We start from the raw sequence: 17356 nt of genomic DNA on the forward strand, positions 1-17356 counted from the left end.
GTTTCCCTCCCTATGCTTAAACCAGGCGTCGTGCCTTACGGCCGAAGGGATTCAGGGTCACCTTGCGGTCGGCTGTCGCGCCGCCAGCGGCGGTCACCGTGGCCACCAGCGTCAGCTTGTCGCCACCAACCAGCCTGAGATCGGCCCCCAGTTGCCCGGCCGCGCCCAGATCATAGTCTTCGTCGTTTCCGGCCGCCTGATCGGTGCCGAGGTACTTCTTATCGACGGTATCCGCCTTGGGGAACTTCGAGACGCGGATATTGCCTGACACCTCGGCTTCGGTTATGAGGTTGAGGCGGTTAAGGTACCATACCTCTCCCGCCGGCACTTCAAGCTCCGCGGTTTTGACCACGTCCTGGGCGCTCAGGTCGGGGATGGTAACTTCAACCTTGTCGCGCTCATCGATGCGGTCCTCGGTTTGCAGAACCTCAGCGGAAAGGAGTGCCTCTCTGAGCACCTGAAGCGGCAACCCCATCCAGTAGCCCGATTCGTTGTCGTAAACACCGAGCAGCGACAACGACTGACCGAGCGGCGGCACCCAGCCCTTCGGAGGCCGCGTACCGGGATAGCCCGGGAGTTGCTGCGGAATGATCTCTTTTGTCATGAGTTTTTCTCCTCCTGTTCGCTGGAATCGCCTAGGACTTGCCGGTGATGCCCTTCATCATCGGCATCATGATGGCCATCATCATCACCATCATGATCATCGGCATCATCGCCGAGAACATGCTCGACATGTCGTTGGTCTGCTGCGGATAGTAGCCGCCGACGGTGCCGTACTGATACTGCTGGGGACGGGCCTGCTGTGTTACGTACATGTTTTAATTTCCTCCTGGTTCTATTCCTTTTTTGAATCAGTCTTTGGACGTGACGCCCTTCATCATCGGCATGATGATAGCCATCATCATCACCATCATGATCATCGGCATCATGGCGCTGAACATCCCCGAAAAGGGATCTTCAGTTTGGGTCGGATAGTAGGCGCCCGGCCCGCTTACCTGCATCGGGTTATACTGCCCCGGCGCCACCGGCCCGCTGATTTGCTGTGAAGTGAACATGGTTTCCTCCAACTTACTTTCGATCGAACTTACGGTGTTTGCCTGGTGCCGTCTCTCTCGGGTTGGTTCCCCTGTCGCCGCCGCGACGGCGGCAGGGGATCTCATATCAACCACAAGGAAAAGGCATCAGGCAGAGCAGGCGCTACTCGAACATGGCGCGCTTGTAGCCGCTCACCATGACCGGGCCCTTGCCGTCAACGCCGTCGCGATAGTGGTTTACCCGGCCTTCCTTCACCTTTTGACCGGTCGGCGCGATGCCGTTCATGCCGGTGCGGTAGGATTCAGGGGTTGCCTTCTCTTGGTAGGTGACGGGGACATTTTTCTCCAGGTCAGACCAGCTTGCGTACTTACCCATGCGGGCACCTCCTCTTTAGTCTCGGTCCGTTCGCGGCCGGGACATTTTTGGGGGTGCACTCCGGGCGGAAAGGCAAAGGGGTCAGCCTGAACCTTGCCGGTCCGGAGTGCTGACCCCTTATGCGAGCCTGTGAGCTGCCGCTGAATACAAATAGCCTCGTGAGCCAACTTCAGTCGGCAAGCTCACGAGGCTTACGGTTTTAGATTATACAGGCTGTATCTGACGTGTCAATAGGGCGAGGGTATTTTAGCTTTGGCTAGAAGAGGAATAATATCTTAGGTTGAAGAACCACATTCACTTCAAGGACTATTCGACCAGCTGGCGTTCTAGAAAGTATCGGTCAACCCACTCTTCATAAACTTCACCAAAATCTAACCCAACAGTCCTATAAAAACCAATTAAAAAATGGTTTCCATCGGTCATATATCGAAATATGTCTGTAAACAAGTAATCCCCATAACGACTGGATAGGTATTCGACGAATTCATAGGAGGTACTATATAGTTGAGATGCTCGCATAGATTCTGATGGGCTTCCATAAACAAGGAAGTTCTTGATGTCGTGGGTGTTCACGGATGACATCATCAGGTCAAGTCGTAAAAAAATTCGCTCTGGGAACCGCTGAAACCCTTTAAGACTGTCTTTGACAGCTAAGCCTTCATAAATACCTCGTGGAAACATCTCAATAGCAGCAGCCCCGAGCGTTTCATAGATAACCAGGTGGGAGATTTCATGACTTGGGGTTGGAGTCGTTATATTGGATTTCATCGAATCCCTTGCTTTTTCAGCAACAAGAAATAGCAAGGGTGATCCGTCATTCAACACGCTGAATGCACCATGAGCGTCGTTTTGTCCAGTATCCGATCGAAAATCAACAATGTTCGGATATAAATAAATGGTAATGCGATCATAAGTATTAGATGGTTTGTATTGTTTTCTAAGACGTTCAATTTCCTCTTGAAGAATTACTAACGTTGACCTGACACTCTCAACAGGAATTTCCCCTCTTAAAACAATCTCGAATTGTTTTTCAGCTCTTGCCAGAAGTGCTTCGGGCTTAATATGATCCTTGTAAATCCAAACCGAGGCCAGCATAAGGAGAAAAAAAGCCAAAAACACCAAAATGACTTTATTTTGCTTATTGTTGGCAGGTTTGCTAGCAGGACGATATCGAGACAAGTTTTTAAAAAAATTTTGGGTGAAAAATCCAGCCAGCACCAAAATGGCGAAGGCGGTAAAAGTTAATAAGATTGGATTCGCAATTTGACGGGGAAATAACATTTCAAGGTAGATGGCTCCGCACAGTAGCGTCAAAATTACGCAAAAAAAGAGAAGGAGAGTGAACTTGGCGATAAAGCTAAACACGGTTTGCAAAACCGGCCAAGTAGACAATATCTGCTTCATGTCTTCTAATCTTAGCATATAAAATTGAGGGCTAACCACGTGATACGATGACCTTGATGTTTGATACCAGGCAAATTATTATTACATCGCAACTTAATCTATCTGGCGAGGGAGTTAATTCGTGCAAAAACTTGCACCTGTTTTTCTGTGTGAATTCGTAATCGGGTTTGGCTTCCTTAGTGGTTTGTGGATTCATATAGGTATCAATCCAGAGACAGAAATAATTAGAGCTTTCGCAAGTGTGGCCGATGCTATTACTCCGGAAACTGGAATCTCATGGGTGTTCTGGCTGATTCCATTAGTAACGGTGGGTATGTCGTTGTGGTTGACTTATGTACTCGGGGGTATTTTAGGGTTATTAGCAGTCGGGCTTGCTTTCATAGCGGGTTTTTCTGTTGACACGGACTTTGGCCCACCTTTATTAGTGGTTGCTCTGATAATTGGATTGATTTCTTCAGCGATGTCTAATACCAATTCCTAAAATTTGACTCTTATTCTTCGAACATCGCCGCCTGCCAGTTCCGCCACTTCTTATCCTGGGCTTCAGCGTACTTCCGAACCGCTTTTTCCGCCCATCTTTTTTGCAGCAAAGCCAAAGCCTCGCTGCTTAACTGGCGAGTATTCGCCGGAGGATTTACCTCCTCCGGCGGGTTGTGGATCTCGTAATCAGCCCTCAGAAGAGCTGCCATAGCCAACATGGCGAAATACTTATTCCACATTGACGATCTTGCCCTTGATGCCGAACATGGTAGAAAAGCCCCAGGCCAGCTGATCACAAAGCTGGTCCACCGGCTCGCCCAGGTCGAGACTGTCTTTAGGGTTTAGAAGGTAAAACCTTACTTCGAGCCGGCCTTCTTTTCGGTGCTTGGTTATCTCCATGCCCATGTGTTGACCAACCTCTTGCGCCTGCTCCATTTGCTGCCGGCTGATGCCTGCCATACCCGGATTAAACATTACGCGCCTCCTTTCTTTTGCTCTGTCTCCCAGCCTTCAGGTATTTTTCCGCCGCCCCGGCCGGGAACCATCTGTTGTTCCATCATGCCCCACATCATGTCCATCACCTTATCGACCCGCTTGGCATAGGCTTCATCGACCGTCTTCGGCGGCGGTCCCTTGGGCAACTTCTCCTCGATGTAGCCCAACACACCGCCAACCGCCTCCTGGGCCGCTTCCCTGGCCATCTCTAAACTCGCACCCCTGGCTCTTACCGCCGCGGCATCGAGTTCCTCGCGCGAAGCATTGAGCACCCTGAGTAGCGGCTCAAATCGCTTAGCCTCCGCTTCGGCTTCCGTCTTCTGGATGTTGGCCAGCTCCATTACCAGTAGCATCGATGCCCGGAGTTTCATCATACCCCGCAGCTCGCATTGTTCTTCATAGCTGTCGCCCATGTAACGGCGTAAAACGGCCTCGGGGGAAATGACTTCGCTCTGTTTATAGGTCGCCGGCAGGCTGCTCGGTTGGGTATCGGCCGCCGGCGTCATCTTGGCTATCTCTTGCCTAACCGTCCTGTCCTTGAAGTGAAGCTGTTTTGTGAGCTGTTCAAAGCTGTAACCCTTACCCAGATATTCCCTGATTTCGGCGGCGATGCTCTCGTCATCCTTTTCGCCTTCCGCCTGTTCAGGAACATCACCCTCAGCATTAGACGGTTCAATATTTTTCGCCGGGTGGGCGCCCGACGTATGCCCGCCGAGCGCCTTGATCGACTTAAACTCTCTCCCGCAAATCTTGCATGTGTACATTTTCTACCTCCCCGGACTCGCCTCGTTCCTGTTTAAGGATTAATCGAACAGCCTGTGGAACGTACAGGCCACGACTACAGTGTAAATACCCGCTGTAGATACCCGTCTGTGAATACCCGAAAAAAACTTAAACACTATTCCCCCCTTGCCTCAGGGGTCACCCCCCTCCCCGATTGACTTTCACCCTGATCCGATTAACAACGCGATAGCTTTTTCTACCCCAAGTTGAGGCGCAAGTCTTGCCACCCGGATGGCATCCCGGACATTCTGGGTGAGCCCGTCCAGACGGCGGGCGATTTCCCCAGCCAGCTCCTGGTCGAGGCCTTCGGAGCGCACCAACACACCTCTCACCACCGTTAGAAACTCGGCCCTCCCATAGGGATCGAGCTTTCGAATGGCAAAGCGTGACCGTAGTTCCGGCGACAGTTTTTCGCAACGGTTGGAGGCGGCGATGACTCTGAGGGGGTTGTTGATATCGAGTTCACGGCCCCTTTTAGCCCGCACCAACCGTCCGCCTTCCATCATGGTCAGCAGCGCCGCGGTATCGGCGGCGTTCATTTTGTCGATCTCGTCTATAAGCAGAATCTGCGGTTCCCGCCCGGCCACCAGGTCCCACAGCCCGGCCTTTGAAGTCGCCGAACCGACCAGCCAGATAGCCTTTTCGCCTCCGGCTCTTTCGATGTCCCACAGAAAAAGCGTTTTGGCCAGCGCCGGTGGCCCGGTCAGCAGCACATGCACCGGCTTTTCTGCCAGAAGTGCCGCCCTGAGAAGCTCTTTCACGCCGTCATGGCCGATGATGTCCCCGAAAAGAGTGTCGGATATCTCTGGTTTTAATTCCTGGCGCGTTTCAGGAGGCGTAATTTCAGCCGAAAGAACGCTTTTGCCCAGTTCGCTCAACCGGTAGCCGGTATGGGAGTTGGATCGAAAGACATTATCAAGGTATCCATCCTTGAACAGCCGGGACAGCGTCGCCGGCCAAATCCTGACATGGCGCCATCCCCAGCCGATGCGATAGTCGTTCTCCATATCCACCGAGTCTTCAAACCGGGCGATTTCCGAAAGCAGTTCGATGACATCATCGTTTTTCACTTTTACCACCCCCTTTCCTGGCAGATCCGCCTGAAGGCTTCGGTTACTATCTGAGTCAGGTATTCGGTGCCGCTGATGCCGGCGGTATCGGGGTGAAGCTTTCGCAGGAGATCCAGATAACGCCGCCTAGCAAATTCTTTCGAAGCGGTGCGGTCGCAACCAAGAATTCGGTACGGGTCAAGAGCAGGCTGGTTTATCGGCCTGCTTCCGCCGGCACCTGACATATCCATGCCCAGCCGCTGGGCGAAACCGATGATGGTAGCCGGGTCAGCGGCGCTGGTAAAAAGCTCCGCCATGAAAGATTGAAGCTCGCACGCCAGGTCATGTTGCATGTGCCTGATACGGTTGAATCTGTCTTCCATGTTTACCACCAAAAATGACCAGCAAGAACTCCCAGGAAGAAACCGATGAGCATCAGCCACCAGTACTTGCCGCCGAGCCTTACAAGCAAAATGCCCAGGCCGAGGAATATAAGCATGTAAATCAGAGGCGCCTTTTTCTGGTCATCCCGAATGATCTCGGTCCACGGTTTGCCCCCTGCCGTTCGCCAGAACTTTTCGTAGAGCCTGCCCAGGAAATCGATCATTGCCTCACCCCTTTCTTCTTAATCCAGCCGCGTTCTTCCTGAGGGATGAGCGGCCCAAGTCTGACGAAGCAGGAACAGGCCTGGCAGATTTCGAGCGCCAGCGGTTCACCACGTGCCAGCCGGATGATGTCAATTCCACCGTTTGCGGCCTTATCGGACAACGGAAACCCTTTGCGGCAGTAGATTCTTTTGCCGTTCACCCTGGCATGGGCACATTCATAAAGTGTCCGTTTCTTCTTCATGTCACTCCCTTTGATTGATGTTCAGGAGCCGTATTCCCTACAAAACCTTTCGAACCCTTCAAACCTTTCGGGCCACGTTTGGGCTCACGATTGAAAGGTTTTTCGAAAGGTTTTTCCGCAGTTTCAACACCTTTCACCCTGTTTGAAGCTAAATCAGTTGATTTATCCGTTGTTTTTCCGAAAGGTTTTCCTGGATCTGTAAAACCTTTCGCCGAATCCGAAGCTGTTTCGAAAGGTTCGAAAGGAATGAAAGGTTTTTCACCCGATACGGGCGGCTCAAGCCTAAGCCCATACTGTTTAACCAGACTTTCTACCCTGACTTGATCCCAGCACACCACCCTTCGCCGGGTGGTGCTTCCCTTGTCTTTCTGAAAGCCCAGTCTCCGGGTCAGCCAGCCAGCTTTCTCCGGGTTAAGAGTAGGTGACTCCTCATCCATGGCGTCAGCTCTTACGGCGATGTTTTTGAGTGATAGTTCGTGCTTTTCCTGATGTAATTCGATCATGGCGGCAAGTACTCTGCCGGCATCGCTTTCCCGGCGCCGGGTATAAAGCGACTCTTGCAGCCGGTGGACGAAGCCGCCAAGGGCCTCCGCCATGGCATGGTCGCCGTTAAGCATGGCTTTCATGGGGATGAGTATCTCCTGAAGACGCGGCTGCAGGTTTGGTTCGAGCAGCTCGTTACCGAAGGTTTTACCTTTGAGGCGGCACAGGTTTTGCAGGCGAAAGGTTAATAGTTTTGAGCGTAACGTCCCGACCTCCTTATCGAACGATGCCGGCAGCACCCTTGGGATGTCGTCACGGGTGAGGGGCATCATTTCTGAAGTCAGGCAGCGGCTTTCGAGGGCCTCGTCGGCGAAAGGGAATCTTGTTGATAAAAGCTTCGGACCAAATACCTGGTAGCCTCGCGGGAACCATTTTCCGTTTTCTTTATCCGCCCGAAGGACCGGCATCCCCGGCCGATAGCCGTTATTGAGCAGTTTTACCATCTCCGTCCAGGCGGAGGAATCCTTGAAATCGGCTTCATCAAGCACCAGCGTGCCTCTGAATTGTTCCAGGATGCGAAAGATCGGCGACGGTGTCGTGGCGCCGGAGGCGAACATCGGGCGGAAGCAGATATTTCCGACCACTTGCAACAAGCGCGTCTTGCCGGTACCCCAGTCACCGATCACCCGGAGATACGGAATCGACGGGGCAAACTCATATACCCAGCTCAGAAGCACATAGAGTGAAGCGATCTCTTCGAAGTCAGCCGGCAACTCCATGTAGCGATGAATGAAACTCTGCACTTCACCGAATAGTTTGGCCTGTGAATCATAGGGCGCCGCGGCGGGGGCGAAATGTACCACTTGGCCGACCAACGGGTCATTCGTTGGCAGGTAAGTCACCTTCGAGGTGTCGTACTGCCACATTTTTTTGATGGCGCCGCCGGCCGAGATCATGAAATACCGGTCGTCTTCATCGACCACCATCTCGCCGACCGTGCCGTCACGAAGAATAAAGCCGGAGACGTAACATTCGCGCTCTTCCTCCTCCAACTTGAAATCGGTGACCAGCTTTTCAGCGTCGGCAAGGCAGTGTTGCAGCAGGTAGTCGTCGATACCGGTTTTCTGCTGATTTTCCAGTTGAGGTAATTGGATGACATGTACCGCTGCTCCCTTGCGCCGGATGTGTTCGGCGACATGCGACAGTGCTTTCCGTACCGGTTCCTTGGTTACGATGTCGGAGTCAAAGGCGAGATAGACGGAACGGTCCTTGAGGGCGATGTAATCCCAGTCGGCCAGAAACGTAACGCCGCCGAACTCATTCTTCCCTTTGAAGCCCCAGACGCCGGTGACGGATATGGCGCAGGCGCCGTGGCCGGCCAGGGCGTCAGCCTTCTTCGACCCCTCGGTGATCCATAAAGGCACCTTCGGATTGCCGAGATCTTTCTGACATCGAGGCGGGCAGTCGAGGCGATTGGCCGATCCAGCCGGAAGCTCATACTTTACCGTCTTGCCCTGGTTGTTGGTGCGGGGGTTGTCGGACCGGAGTTGAATGCCCGCGGCTGTGCCGTCGACACCCCAGAGTGGAATGAGGAGGCCGGGCACTCGCTGTTGCGCCGGGACAAAGCCGAGCCTGGCAAGCTCGGTTTTGTCTTCGACGCTCCGGTATTTCCGCTCCCGGATTATTTCAAGACCAAGGCCGCTCTGCTCATGAAGATGTTTAAAATGACTCTCCAGAAGCTCGGGTACAGCCTTGGAAAAAACGTCTCCGACAGCGGCGGACTGGCCGCTTGAATCTTTTCTTACCATGATCATCTTAGTAAGCGACGTCGCGTTGTACTGCCTTCAGAAAACGCTTCAGCCCCTCGGCGGAAAATTTACTTGGCGGCAAAGGCGAGTTGAAGTCGTCTAGTTCCGCTTCAATATGGCAGTGTTTCTCGAACCACCGCCTGATCTGATGGTCCCGGATGTCAAGGTGCCAGACTTTAGTCTTGGCCCTGTCCCATAACTCAATGAGTTCATTTTCAGTGACACCATCCTCCAGCCTGGTCTTGTCTTTGCCGGTCACTTCATAGGGGAAAAGGTCGTCAGGGGCTTCACTGTCCGGCGGCGGCAGTAACAAAGACTGGCTGGGCGCCATTCGGGCTAACTTCTGAGTTTCGGCCAGGGTATAGGCGGCACTCAGAAACAGAACCCGCACCATCTTTTTCCGACCCTCCACCTCCACTTCCTTTTCCACAAGCTTGAGGGACAGCGGAATCATCGACAGTCTTCCGCAGACGCTTTGAATGAGTTCGAGCATGGAGTTCACGTTGACGATGGAGTGGTATGAGCTGGTGTCGAGTTGATAGACGCCAAAACCCGGGCACTTGGGAATCAAAAACTGCAAGTTCATCACTCTCTTACAGCGGCCGGATTCGTAATAAGCGCACGTCTTGGGGTCGCAAGTGATCTCTCTAAGTTCGGTTTCCAAGTCCTTATGGGTGGCAATGCGACCGGTCCGGATATCCACCCTGGCTACTGCCGTCTCGCCGTCACCGCGGCAGATGAGGCCCCGGTATGCCGAGTAACACTTTAAGTATTGGCTGGCCCACTGGTGAGGTTCTTCGGTCGGCAGCATGATTTGAAGCTCGGTCGGTTTATCGCCGAAAACCTTCCTCACTTCATCCGGACAGACGAAATAGTCGGTGGGGACGGGATAGGTGAAGCCCTCGCTGGACTCTCTCTTAAGTCCCAGCCTGATCTTCCCCAGCCTCGGTAACCTGATGACTTCGGTGACTCCCTTGATCGGCATTTCTTTCTCCTTGATTTCGATTTCCTTGGACCTGGCCATATCTTTCAGATATACCTGGGCGATCATCCGGGCCAGTATCTTCAGCCCTTGATGCATTACCTGCCGCTCAGCTTCGGTCGACATCACCGTCCCTCCTGGATAGCGAATAGATTGTCATTCCCTGGCTGATCTTCCTCAGCTTCGGCAACCTGATGAGTTGGTTGACTCCCTTGGTCGGCATTTCTTTCCTCCTCTGTTTTGATTCTTCTCATCTGAGCCAGATCCCTTAGGTGAGCTCTTGCGATCATGCGGGCTAGTATGCGCAGCCCGTTCTCGTAATCCTCCATATCGGCTTCAATTGACATCACCGGCTCCATCTTCCTGGATAGTGAAAAAGTCATCGAACGAACAGCCTTTGAAATATTGGAGTAGAGCCTGGCGAACCGAAGCTGTCGGATTCTGTTTGCCGTTCAAGACGCGGGACAGGTAGCTTGCCGAAAGTCCGATCTCTCGGGCCAACAGTTTCCGTGACAAATTTTGGCGAAGCATTGCTCTTTCGAGGTTGTCCTTGTTCAAAATCACCTTGAACATGTGACACTCCTGGGGAATAAATAAGCACAATAGTAAAACATCACTCCCACTCCGGTCAAGGGCTATATGTCACTTCTATCGGAATAAACTTGCCAAATCCTTGCTTAAAAAGTGTTGCATTTATGACAGGTGTGTGCTATGATTGTGAACAAGGAGGGGCTATGCCAGATTTCGGCACTTATGTCAGACAGCTGCGAAAAAAACAAGGGTTGTCATTGAGGACCGTATCTCAGCAGACCGGCATCTCTTACTCTTATTTGTCCCAGATTGAGCAAGGCCGGAGAAACCCGCCCGGGCCAGATCTCATGAAACGTCTCGCGTCTGTCTATCAGGTGACGCAAAAAGACCTTCTGCGGGCGGCGGGTTATCTCGAGGAAAATAACGAACCGACTCTCAGTGACGAACAGGAAGTGGAGATGGCCTTCAATTACGTCATGAACGATCCTCGCTACAAATCAGGCACCCGGATGAACGGGAAGCTGACCCCAGAGGTGAAGCGTTTCGTGGTCGAGATGTACGAGAAGGCCACCGGGAAGAAGTTGCTGCCAGGATCAGGTGCGTGAAGACACTCAATGATCTGAGTGGTTTTTGTGATCACCTGGTCGGAAAATTTGGCAGTCCCGGCGATTGCACTGAGGATCAGAAAGCGGATGAGTTCAGACGGATCTATTTGAGAGATCTGCCCGTTAACCTCAGGTCGCTCAGGGCAATAGCTACGTGTTTAGGCATTCAGTTGAAGGGTCTGGAAACCATGCCACGAAATCTGAGGGGTTACCATGAAATATGCGACGACCGGAAATGTCTCTACTATCGTCATGACGACACGGCAAGCGGCATTCAGAATACCATCCTCCATGAGTTGAGGGAGATGATGGAAACCATGTTCGTCGAAGCGTATCCTACATATAAGCCGCTGAGGACAAGCGCCCGGCATATTGCCGCCAATCGATTTGCCTCCGCGGTACTGCTGCCGGAAGATGAATTCCGTGCCAATGTATTCAAAACCGGATTCGATGTTATCAGGCTCTCGCGAGGTTATTCCAAGAGCTGCTCCCAGGTGTTGCTTCGTATGGGTGAAGTGCTTCGCGGCAGACTGTTCTTCTATGGGTCTCTGTACGAACCGGACGATGCCGACGGGAATGACTGGGCGGTCACCTACTGGACCGGAAGCAATAACGATGACGCTGACTCGAATGTCTACGGCCTTGATGGGCTGTTCCCCAGGAGAGGAAGAAAGGCGTTGGCTGGTTCGCTGATTGGACTGACCGTAAAAACCGGACGTCCTCATCTGGTTGGGCGTATCACCCTGACGGACGAGAATGAATATTTCGATGGAGGGCTAACTGCTCTGGCTCAGCCGTTGACTGGTCGGAGTAGGCAGGTAGAGAAGGTAGCGATGGTGGCGCTGATGATTCAAGATAGCCACCTTTTCGATACTCAGATAGACAAAATTAATCCGGTTAAGCTGGAGCGTTTTCACCGGCATTTCTAAGGAGGGGAGATGGACAATCAATCAAGGACAGTCGCTTTGTACGCACGGGTCTCATCGGACAAACAGGATACAGATCTGTCGATTTCGGCGCAGCTCCGGTCAATAAGAGAGTACGCCACCAAGACCAACTATCGGATAGTTCGTGAGTTTATCGACGAAGCGGAAAGCGGGCGTACCGCCTTACGTCCGGCTTTCAAGGAAATGGTCGCTCTGGCACGCACTAAAACCCCACCATTTTCGGCTATCCTGGTCTGGAAGTTAAACCGCTTTGCCCGGAGCCGTGCCGACTCGATTACATACAAGACCCTGCTTCGTAATAAAGGCATTGATGTCATTTCGATTAATGAGCCGGTGGATGACAGCCCGACCGGTCGGCTTCTTGAAGGTGTCATTGAATCCATTGATGAATTCTACAGTGCCAACCTTGGCCAGGACATCCGGCGGGGTATGCGCGAAAACGCCTCCAGGGGCTTTTTCAATGGTAGCAAGCCTGCGTATGGGTTTCACGTTGTCCATGTCAAAGACGGCGACCGGATGAGAAACAAGCTTGAGCCTGATTCTGAAGACTCTTGCGCTGTTCAGACGGTACGGCGAATGTTCGATATGTCCGCGAAAGGCATGGGTTGTAAAGAAATTGCAAAGACTCTCAATGGTGAAGGGTTGCGCACTGAACGCGGTCAGCGCTGGGGCAGGACCACCATCTATAAGATACTCTCCAACGAGGCTTATATCGGTACGCTGGTCTGGGGGGACCGACCGGGTTGCATGGTGCGTCGTTGCGGTGAGAAACCGGTAAGAGTGGAAAACGCGTGGCCGGGTTTAATCGAACAGAAATTGTTTAAATCGGTTCAACATAAAATGGCTCAAAATAAGCCGCAGATTACCCATCCCAGGACGGTTCCGAGTTTTTATCTATTGAGTGGTCTGTTTCATTGCCGGTGTGGCGCGGCGATGACCGGCCATAGCGCTAAATCAGGTCGACATTTTTACTACCTTTGCTCGAAAGGAGCCAAGCAGGGCAAAGACGCTTGCGATGTGCGGATGTTGCCCAAGGAAAAACTGGAACGTCAAATCGTCCATGAACTGAGGACACGGGTGCTGACCGATGAAAATATGGAGAAAATGGCCATCCTCACCAACGAGGAGCTTCGTTCTACCTCAAGTGCTTTAAAGGAACAGCTTGACGTTATTGATGCCGAACTGGTCGATACCAAGGCTAGGCTGGCAAGGCTGTATGATGCCTTGGAGACAGGGAAAATCGGGGTCGATGACCTCGCGCCACGAATCGGCGAGCTGCGAGGTCGGGAAGCGGATCTAGAGAAAAGTCGTCTCAAGGCCGAGGAGGAAAACGACAAAGAGGAGGTAGAGTTGGTCAATGTTGACGCAGTTAAGAGGCGTGCCCGAGATCTGCGTCAACTTTTAGTCGATTCGAGCTTGACTGAAAGGAAGTCTTTCCTCAGGTCGTTTGTCAGAGAGATAAATACTGACGGACAATTTGTAAGGGTTAAATACAAACTCCCCATCGTGGTTGGACCGGATGGTGGAGGTTATGACGCGGTTCTACCTATTGATAATCTTGGTGGAGCCGGAGGGATTCGAACCCTCTACCTTTTGACTGCCAGTCAAACGTTCTCCCAAGTGAACTACGGCCCCCAGGAACAGATATGAAATATATCATATCTGCCCGATATTCTGCAACTGAAAATACCGTTTCGCCTATTCCAGGACGACTCCGGTGCCGTAGGCGATGGTCTCGGCCGCAGACTGCATGACCATAGCTGTGCCGAAGGACATGGAGATAACCGCGTTAGCACCCTTTTTCTCCGCATCTTCAATCATGCGCTGCAAGGCGGCTTCGCGGGCTTCAGCCATCATCTGGGTATACTCACTGATTTCGCCGCCCACCAGGCCGCGAAAACCGGCCATGATGTCCTTGCCGATGTGCTTGGCCCGGATGGTGGAGCCGCGCACCAGGCCGATGGTTTTGACGATGTTTCTCCCGGGAACGTTAGGGGTTGTTACTACGATCAATTGTCTACCTCCTCAAAATTTTCCTTTTTCTTTTGTTTCTGCCGGTCAACGATAGCCTGTGCCAGTAATAGAATCGTGCCCAGCAGGAAAGCGCCGGTGACCAGAATAACAATCCATGGTGTCTGTTCCGCTTCCGTGGCCATCAGCCAGACGAAACTGCCCAGCATGGCGATAAACGCCACGATGAACAGGCCGAAACCCAGTTGTTTCATTGCACCTCCTTTTCCGTTGCTAATTACCTGGTGAGTCCTTGACGCCGGTCAGGGTCGGATTTCCAGACAACATAAGAATAAATCACCAAATAGATAATCATGGCGAACATCAATCCGAATACCAGATAAAAGGCCCATTCCTGTCCGATAATACCCGACGCCGCCAGCAGCAGCCCTAAAATGACGAACAACCGCCCGCCGAGCCGGTGGGTCTTGTCCCAGGAAAGGTCGCTGGTCAGCGTCCACGGGGTGCGGATGCCGACAAACCAGGTAGGCTTGAGCTTGCCGAAATAGTTGCCCAGAATGGCCAGCAACAGTCCTACTATCACCATCACCACCAGGCTGATATCAATGCCGGAACCAAGTACGATGGCGATGATGGCACCGTGGATGGCGGCCATGAAAACAAGCATTACTATCCGGATGATGCGGTATACGTTGGCGAAGCGCTCGTAGTTGGTGCGTTTGGGATCAATCCGGGGGATGAACAGCAGCATCAGGTAGATGCCCACGGCCAACAGGGGCAACAGCATCAAGCCCTCAAACTTACCGCCGTAGCGGTCAACCTCGCCGTTAATACCCCAGTGGACGGGAATGCTGTCCGGGGCGCTGGACCAGCTTAACGCCGTGGCGATAAACATGCCGGCAATCAGCAGCAGACTCGGCCATTCCTGGCGCCAGTTAAGTTTCATCGGTGTGTCTCTTCTCTCCTTTGTTCTCGCCGATTTTAAGCACGCCCATGATAACAGACAGCGCTTCATCAATGACTGAGGCATTAAGGCTGTAGACGATAACGGTGCCCCGACGTTCTTCCTGTATCAGGTCAGCCGCTTTGAGTACGTTGAAATGACCGGAGAGGGTGGACTTGGCCAGTTGGAAATGGTCGGCGATTTCTCCGGCGGTCATCGGCCGTTCTCCCAGCAGTTTGAGTATCTTGCGCCGGGAGACGTCAGCCAGGGCTTTGAAAATGCTTTCGGTCATTTTTATAATTCGTTAAATACCGAAATAATAATATAAGAAGCAGACCGGGATGTCAACAGGTCGTGGTGGCCAGGCCGGCTATCAGGTAATGCTAAAAATATTTTTAGGAATTGGTAAAATGAGACATAAATTGGGTAAAATATACTGTATTATATGGTATAATATGTTCTGTTAATTTGGATGGAAAATTCGTCATTGGTGCGTTGGAAATAATACTGTGGCAAACGAGGAATTGTTTTTTGCGCTGACGAATGCGCTGAAACCGTTTTTCATTCGTAAAAAAGGATTCGTTGCCTTCGTTTTCCCGGTTGATTACCAAAAATGCTGCGGGCTTAACCCGCTTTGAACTCCCAAACCGGGCCCGCCGGGGTGTCCTTGATGATTACGCCGGCGTCATCCAGCCGGTTACGCAGGTTGTCGGCTTCAGCGTAATGTTTATCCCGTCGCAGTTCGGTGCGCAGCGTAAGCAGGTCTGTCATCGCCCGGGCGGTGTCGCCTTCCCAGTCAACGGCCCGGCGGCCGGCCGCCTGCCAGATTTCGGCGGCGGCCGCCAGTAAAGCGGTGTCGTCGCCGGTGGGGGCAGCGGTAGTTTCCAGACGCAGGCCCATCACCCCGCCCAGTTCCCGGAGCAGTGCCCTGGCCGGGGCGACGCTGCCGCCCACGGCCTCCAGCCGGTTTATCTCCCGGGCCAGGTCAAAAAGGGCGGCCAGGGCACGGGGGGTATTGAAGTCGTCATCCATGGCTGTCATGAACCGTTCCCGGTAGGGCTGACTGTCAAAGGAAGCGGCGCCGGTCTTGCCATGGCGGTCTTCAGCCGCCTGGGCCAGACGCCGGGCACCCTTTTCCGCCCCTTCAATGATTTCGTCGGCATAGGTCAGCGGGCTGCGGTAGTGGGAAGACAACACGAAGACCCGCAGGGCGTCGGCGGAGTATTTGGTCAGGGCTTCTTTGATGGTGATCAGGTTGCCCAGAGATTTGCTCATTTTTTCGCCGCCCAGCTGCAGCAGGCCGTTGTGCAGCCAGTAACGCACGAAGGGCTTCCGGCCGGTGAAGCTTTCCGATTGGGCGATCTCATTCTCATGATGCGGGAAGATCAGGTCGGCCCCGCCGCCGTGGATATCAATGGTTTCACCCAGGTACTTGCGGCCCATGGCCGAGCATTCAATATGCCAGCCGGGCCGACCTTGTCCCCACGGGGAATCCCAGGCTGGTTCGCCGGGTTTGGCAGCCTTCCACAGGACGAAGTCCATGGGATGTTCCTTGTCCTCGCCGATCTCAATGCGGGCTCCGGCTTGCATTTGTTCCAGGGTACGGTGGGACAGTTTGCCGTAGTCTTCTAATCGGGTAACGCGGAAATAGACCGAACCCTTGACTTCATACGCAAAACCCCTGGCAACCAGCCCCTCAACCAGTTCTAAAATGGCTGGAATCTCCTGAGTCACCCGGGGATAAACGTCGGCCGGCAGGATGTTAAGCGCGGCCATGTCGGTTTTGAAATCGGCGATGTTGCGGTCAGCCAACTCCAGCGGCGTCAGGCCTAACGGGACGGCCTTGGCGATGATTTTATCATCAACGTCGGTAAAGTTTTGCACATATTTGACCGGATGGCCCAGGTAACGTAAATAGCGGCGGATAACGTCAAAATTGATATAGCTCATGGCATGGCCGATATGCGCCGCGGATTGCGGTGTGATGCCGCAGACATACATCTTGACCTGTTCAGCCTGGGGGGTAAATTCTTCTTTTGTGCCGCTGAGGGTATTGGATATTTTCATCATTAATCCGTCTATGATACCAGAAATTAACCGTGGTTACTTAACGGGAGGGTTGAAGCGCCGAAGAAATTATCCGGTTGAGATGAGTACGGTCGCCCAGGCGGCCATGCCTTCCTCCCGGCCGACGAAGCCGAGTTGCTCGGTGGTGGTGGCCTTGATACTGACCGCGCCTGGTTCAAGGCCCAGCGCGTCAGCCAGATTGACCTGCATGGCCGGGATATGGGGGCTCAGCCGCGGTTGTTCCGCGGCGATGACGGCATCAATATTGCCGGTACGCCAGCCGGCCCGGGTCAGCATTTCGCCCACCTGCCGGAGCAATTCCAGGCTGGCGATGCCTTTGAATTGCGGGTCCCCCGGCGGGAAGTGCCGGCCGATGTCCCCCAGTCCCGCCGCTCCCAGCAGGGCGTCCATGACCGCATGGGTCAGGACATCGGCATCGCTCCAGCCGGTCAGACCGCTGGTAAACGGCACCGTTACCCCGCCCAGCACCAGCCGCCCGCCCGGTTCCAGGCGGTGGACATCGTAGCCGATGCCCGTTCGGAAATTCAT

Annotated in this window: 24 protein-coding genes, 1 tRNA gene and 2 pseudogenes; 4 read left to right on the forward strand and 23 right to left on the reverse strand. The window is 53.2% G+C overall.

Annotated elements, in window-relative coordinates; all coding sequences use genetic code 11:
• Positions 1-16 precede the first annotated feature (16 nt).
• From V8247_RS04335 to V8247_RS04355, 5 genes are all read right to left on the reverse strand, one after another.
• Complete coding sequence (locus V8247_RS04335; protein ID WP_338739150.1) at positions 17-604, reverse strand: hypothetical protein; 588 nt, start codon at positions 602-604, stop codon at positions 17-19.
• 31 nt (positions 605-635) lie between these two features.
• Positions 636-815 (reverse strand): cell division protein FtsH, encoded by a 180-nt coding sequence (locus tag V8247_RS04340; protein ID WP_338739152.1) that lies wholly within the window; start codon positions 813-815, stop codon positions 636-638.
• 36 nt (positions 816-851) lie between these two features.
• Positions 852-1055, reverse strand: coding sequence for a cell division protein FtsH (locus tag V8247_RS04345; protein ID WP_338739154.1), 204 nt, complete (start codon positions 1053-1055; stop codon positions 852-854).
• A gap of 142 nt (positions 1056-1197) precedes the next feature.
• Positions 1198-1410 (reverse strand): hypothetical protein, encoded by a 213-nt coding sequence (locus V8247_RS04350; RefSeq protein WP_338739156.1) that lies wholly within the window; start codon positions 1408-1410, stop codon positions 1198-1200.
• Between the two features lie 306 nt (positions 1411-1716).
• Entirely contained in the window at positions 1717-2814 is a 1098-nt protein-coding gene (locus tag V8247_RS04355) for a hypothetical protein (RefSeq protein ID WP_338739157.1), read from the reverse strand.
• 121 nt (positions 2815-2935) lie between these two features.
• Between V8247_RS04355 and V8247_RS04360 the strand changes: the two genes are divergently transcribed.
• Positions 2936-3295, forward strand: a complete 360-nt coding sequence (locus V8247_RS04360; RefSeq protein ID WP_338739159.1) for a hypothetical protein — start codon at positions 2936-2938, stop codon at positions 3293-3295.
• A gap of 10 nt (positions 3296-3305) precedes the next feature.
• On the opposite strand, the gene V8247_RS04365 is transcribed toward V8247_RS04360, so the two are convergent.
• The 11 genes and pseudogenes from V8247_RS04365 to V8247_RS04415 form a co-directional block, all read right to left on the reverse strand.
• Positions 3306-3533 (reverse strand): hypothetical protein, encoded by a 228-nt coding sequence (locus V8247_RS04365; protein WP_338739161.1) that lies wholly within the window; start codon positions 3531-3533, stop codon positions 3306-3308.
• Positions 3523-3768 (reverse strand): hypothetical protein, encoded by a 246-nt coding sequence (locus V8247_RS04370; protein ID WP_338739163.1) that lies wholly within the window; start codon positions 3766-3768, stop codon positions 3523-3525. Before V8247_RS04370 ends, V8247_RS04365 begins: the two co-directional genes overlap by 11 nt.
• Positions 3768-4553 (reverse strand): C2H2-type zinc finger protein, encoded by a 786-nt coding sequence (locus V8247_RS04375; RefSeq protein WP_338739165.1) that lies wholly within the window; start codon positions 4551-4553, stop codon positions 3768-3770. Before V8247_RS04375 ends, V8247_RS04370 begins: the two co-directional genes overlap by 1 nt.
• Positions 4554-4733: 180 nt before the next feature.
• On the reverse strand, positions 4734-5579 hold the full coding sequence (locus V8247_RS04380) for an ATP-binding protein (protein WP_375340882.1): 846 nt from the start codon (positions 5577-5579) through the stop codon (positions 4734-4736).
• A gap of 65 nt (positions 5580-5644) precedes the next feature.
• On the reverse strand, positions 5645-6004 hold the full coding sequence (locus tag V8247_RS04385; protein WP_338739170.1) for a J domain-containing protein: 360 nt from the start codon (positions 6002-6004) through the stop codon (positions 5645-5647).
• Between the two features lie 2 nt (positions 6005-6006).
• Complete coding sequence (locus V8247_RS04390) at positions 6007-6228, reverse strand: hypothetical protein (RefSeq protein WP_338739172.1); 222 nt, start codon at positions 6226-6228, stop codon at positions 6007-6009.
• On the reverse strand, positions 6225-6470 hold the full coding sequence (locus V8247_RS04395; RefSeq protein WP_338739174.1) for a hypothetical protein: 246 nt from the start codon (positions 6468-6470) through the stop codon (positions 6225-6227). Before V8247_RS04395 ends, V8247_RS04390 begins: the two co-directional genes overlap by 4 nt.
• Entirely contained in the window at positions 6467-8761 is a 2295-nt protein-coding gene (locus V8247_RS04400) for a DUF3854 domain-containing protein (RefSeq protein ID WP_338739176.1), read from the reverse strand. The genes V8247_RS04395 and V8247_RS04400 overlap by 4 nt, the downstream gene beginning before the upstream one ends.
• 7 nt (positions 8762-8768) lie before the next feature.
• Positions 8769-9869, reverse strand: a complete 1101-nt coding sequence (locus V8247_RS04405; protein ID WP_338739311.1) for a hypothetical protein — start codon at positions 9867-9869, stop codon at positions 8769-8771.
• A complete protein-coding gene (locus V8247_RS04410) occupies positions 9869-10090 on the reverse strand; it encodes a hypothetical protein (RefSeq protein ID WP_338739178.1) in 222 nt (73 codons plus the stop codon). The genes V8247_RS04405 and V8247_RS04410 overlap by 1 nt, the downstream gene beginning before the upstream one ends.
• Positions 10091-10109: 19 nt before the next feature.
• Positions 10110-10316, reverse strand: a pseudogene (locus tag V8247_RS04415) (helix-turn-helix domain-containing protein); the annotation flags it as partial.
• A 161-nt stretch (positions 10317-10477) separates the two neighbouring features.
• Between V8247_RS04415 and V8247_RS04420 the strand changes: the two are divergent.
• From V8247_RS04420 to V8247_RS09135, 3 genes and pseudogenes are all read left to right on the forward strand, one after another.
• Complete coding sequence (locus V8247_RS04420) at positions 10478-10879, forward strand: helix-turn-helix transcriptional regulator (protein ID WP_338739182.1); 402 nt, start codon at positions 10478-10480, stop codon at positions 10877-10879.
• The gene (locus tag V8247_RS04425) at positions 10876-11808 is read left to right on the forward strand and encodes an ImmA/IrrE family metallo-endopeptidase (RefSeq protein ID WP_338739184.1); all 933 of its coding nucleotides are present in this window, start codon (positions 10876-10878) and stop codon (positions 11806-11808) included. Before V8247_RS04420 ends, V8247_RS04425 begins: the two co-directional genes overlap by 4 nt.
• Positions 11809-11817: 9 nt before the next feature.
• A pseudogene (locus V8247_RS09135) lies at positions 11818-12885 on the forward strand (recombinase family protein); the annotation flags it as partial.
• A gap of 500 nt (positions 12886-13385) precedes the next feature.
• Here V8247_RS09135 and V8247_RS04440 read toward each other — a convergent pair.
• From V8247_RS04440 to ispF, 7 genes are all read right to left on the reverse strand, one after another.
• Positions 13386-13461 (reverse strand) — tRNA-Ala (locus tag V8247_RS04440).
• A 63-nt stretch (positions 13462-13524) separates the two neighbouring features.
• Positions 13525-13839: a YbjQ family protein gene (locus tag V8247_RS04445; protein WP_338739188.1), complete on the reverse strand. Its 315-nt coding sequence runs from the start codon at positions 13837-13839 to the stop codon at positions 13525-13527.
• Complete coding sequence (locus V8247_RS04450) at positions 13836-14051, reverse strand: hypothetical protein (protein ID WP_338739190.1); 216 nt, start codon at positions 14049-14051, stop codon at positions 13836-13838. The genes V8247_RS04445 and V8247_RS04450 overlap by 4 nt, the downstream gene beginning before the upstream one ends.
• A gap of 23 nt (positions 14052-14074) precedes the next feature.
• Positions 14075-14743 (reverse strand): SdpI family protein, encoded by a 669-nt coding sequence (locus V8247_RS04455; protein ID WP_338739192.1) that lies wholly within the window; start codon positions 14741-14743, stop codon positions 14075-14077.
• Entirely contained in the window at positions 14733-15032 is a 300-nt protein-coding gene (locus tag V8247_RS04460) for an autorepressor SdpR family transcription factor (protein WP_338739194.1), read from the reverse strand. Before V8247_RS04460 ends, V8247_RS04455 begins: the two co-directional genes overlap by 11 nt.
• 332 nt (positions 15033-15364) lie before the next feature.
• Entirely contained in the window at positions 15365-16807 is a 1443-nt protein-coding gene (cysS, locus tag V8247_RS04465; protein WP_338739196.1) for a cysteine--tRNA ligase, read from the reverse strand.
• Between the two features lie 69 nt (positions 16808-16876).
• On the reverse strand, positions 16877-17356 hold the full coding sequence (ispF, locus tag V8247_RS04470; protein ID WP_338739198.1) for a 2-C-methyl-D-erythritol 2,4-cyclodiphosphate synthase: 480 nt from the start codon (positions 17354-17356) through the stop codon (positions 16877-16879).

Source organism: Dehalogenimonas sp. W (genome assembly GCF_037094495.1).
GTDB classification, from domain to species: domain Bacteria; phylum Chloroflexota; class Dehalococcoidia; order Dehalococcoidales; family Dehalococcoidaceae; genus Dehalogenimonas; species Dehalogenimonas loeffleri.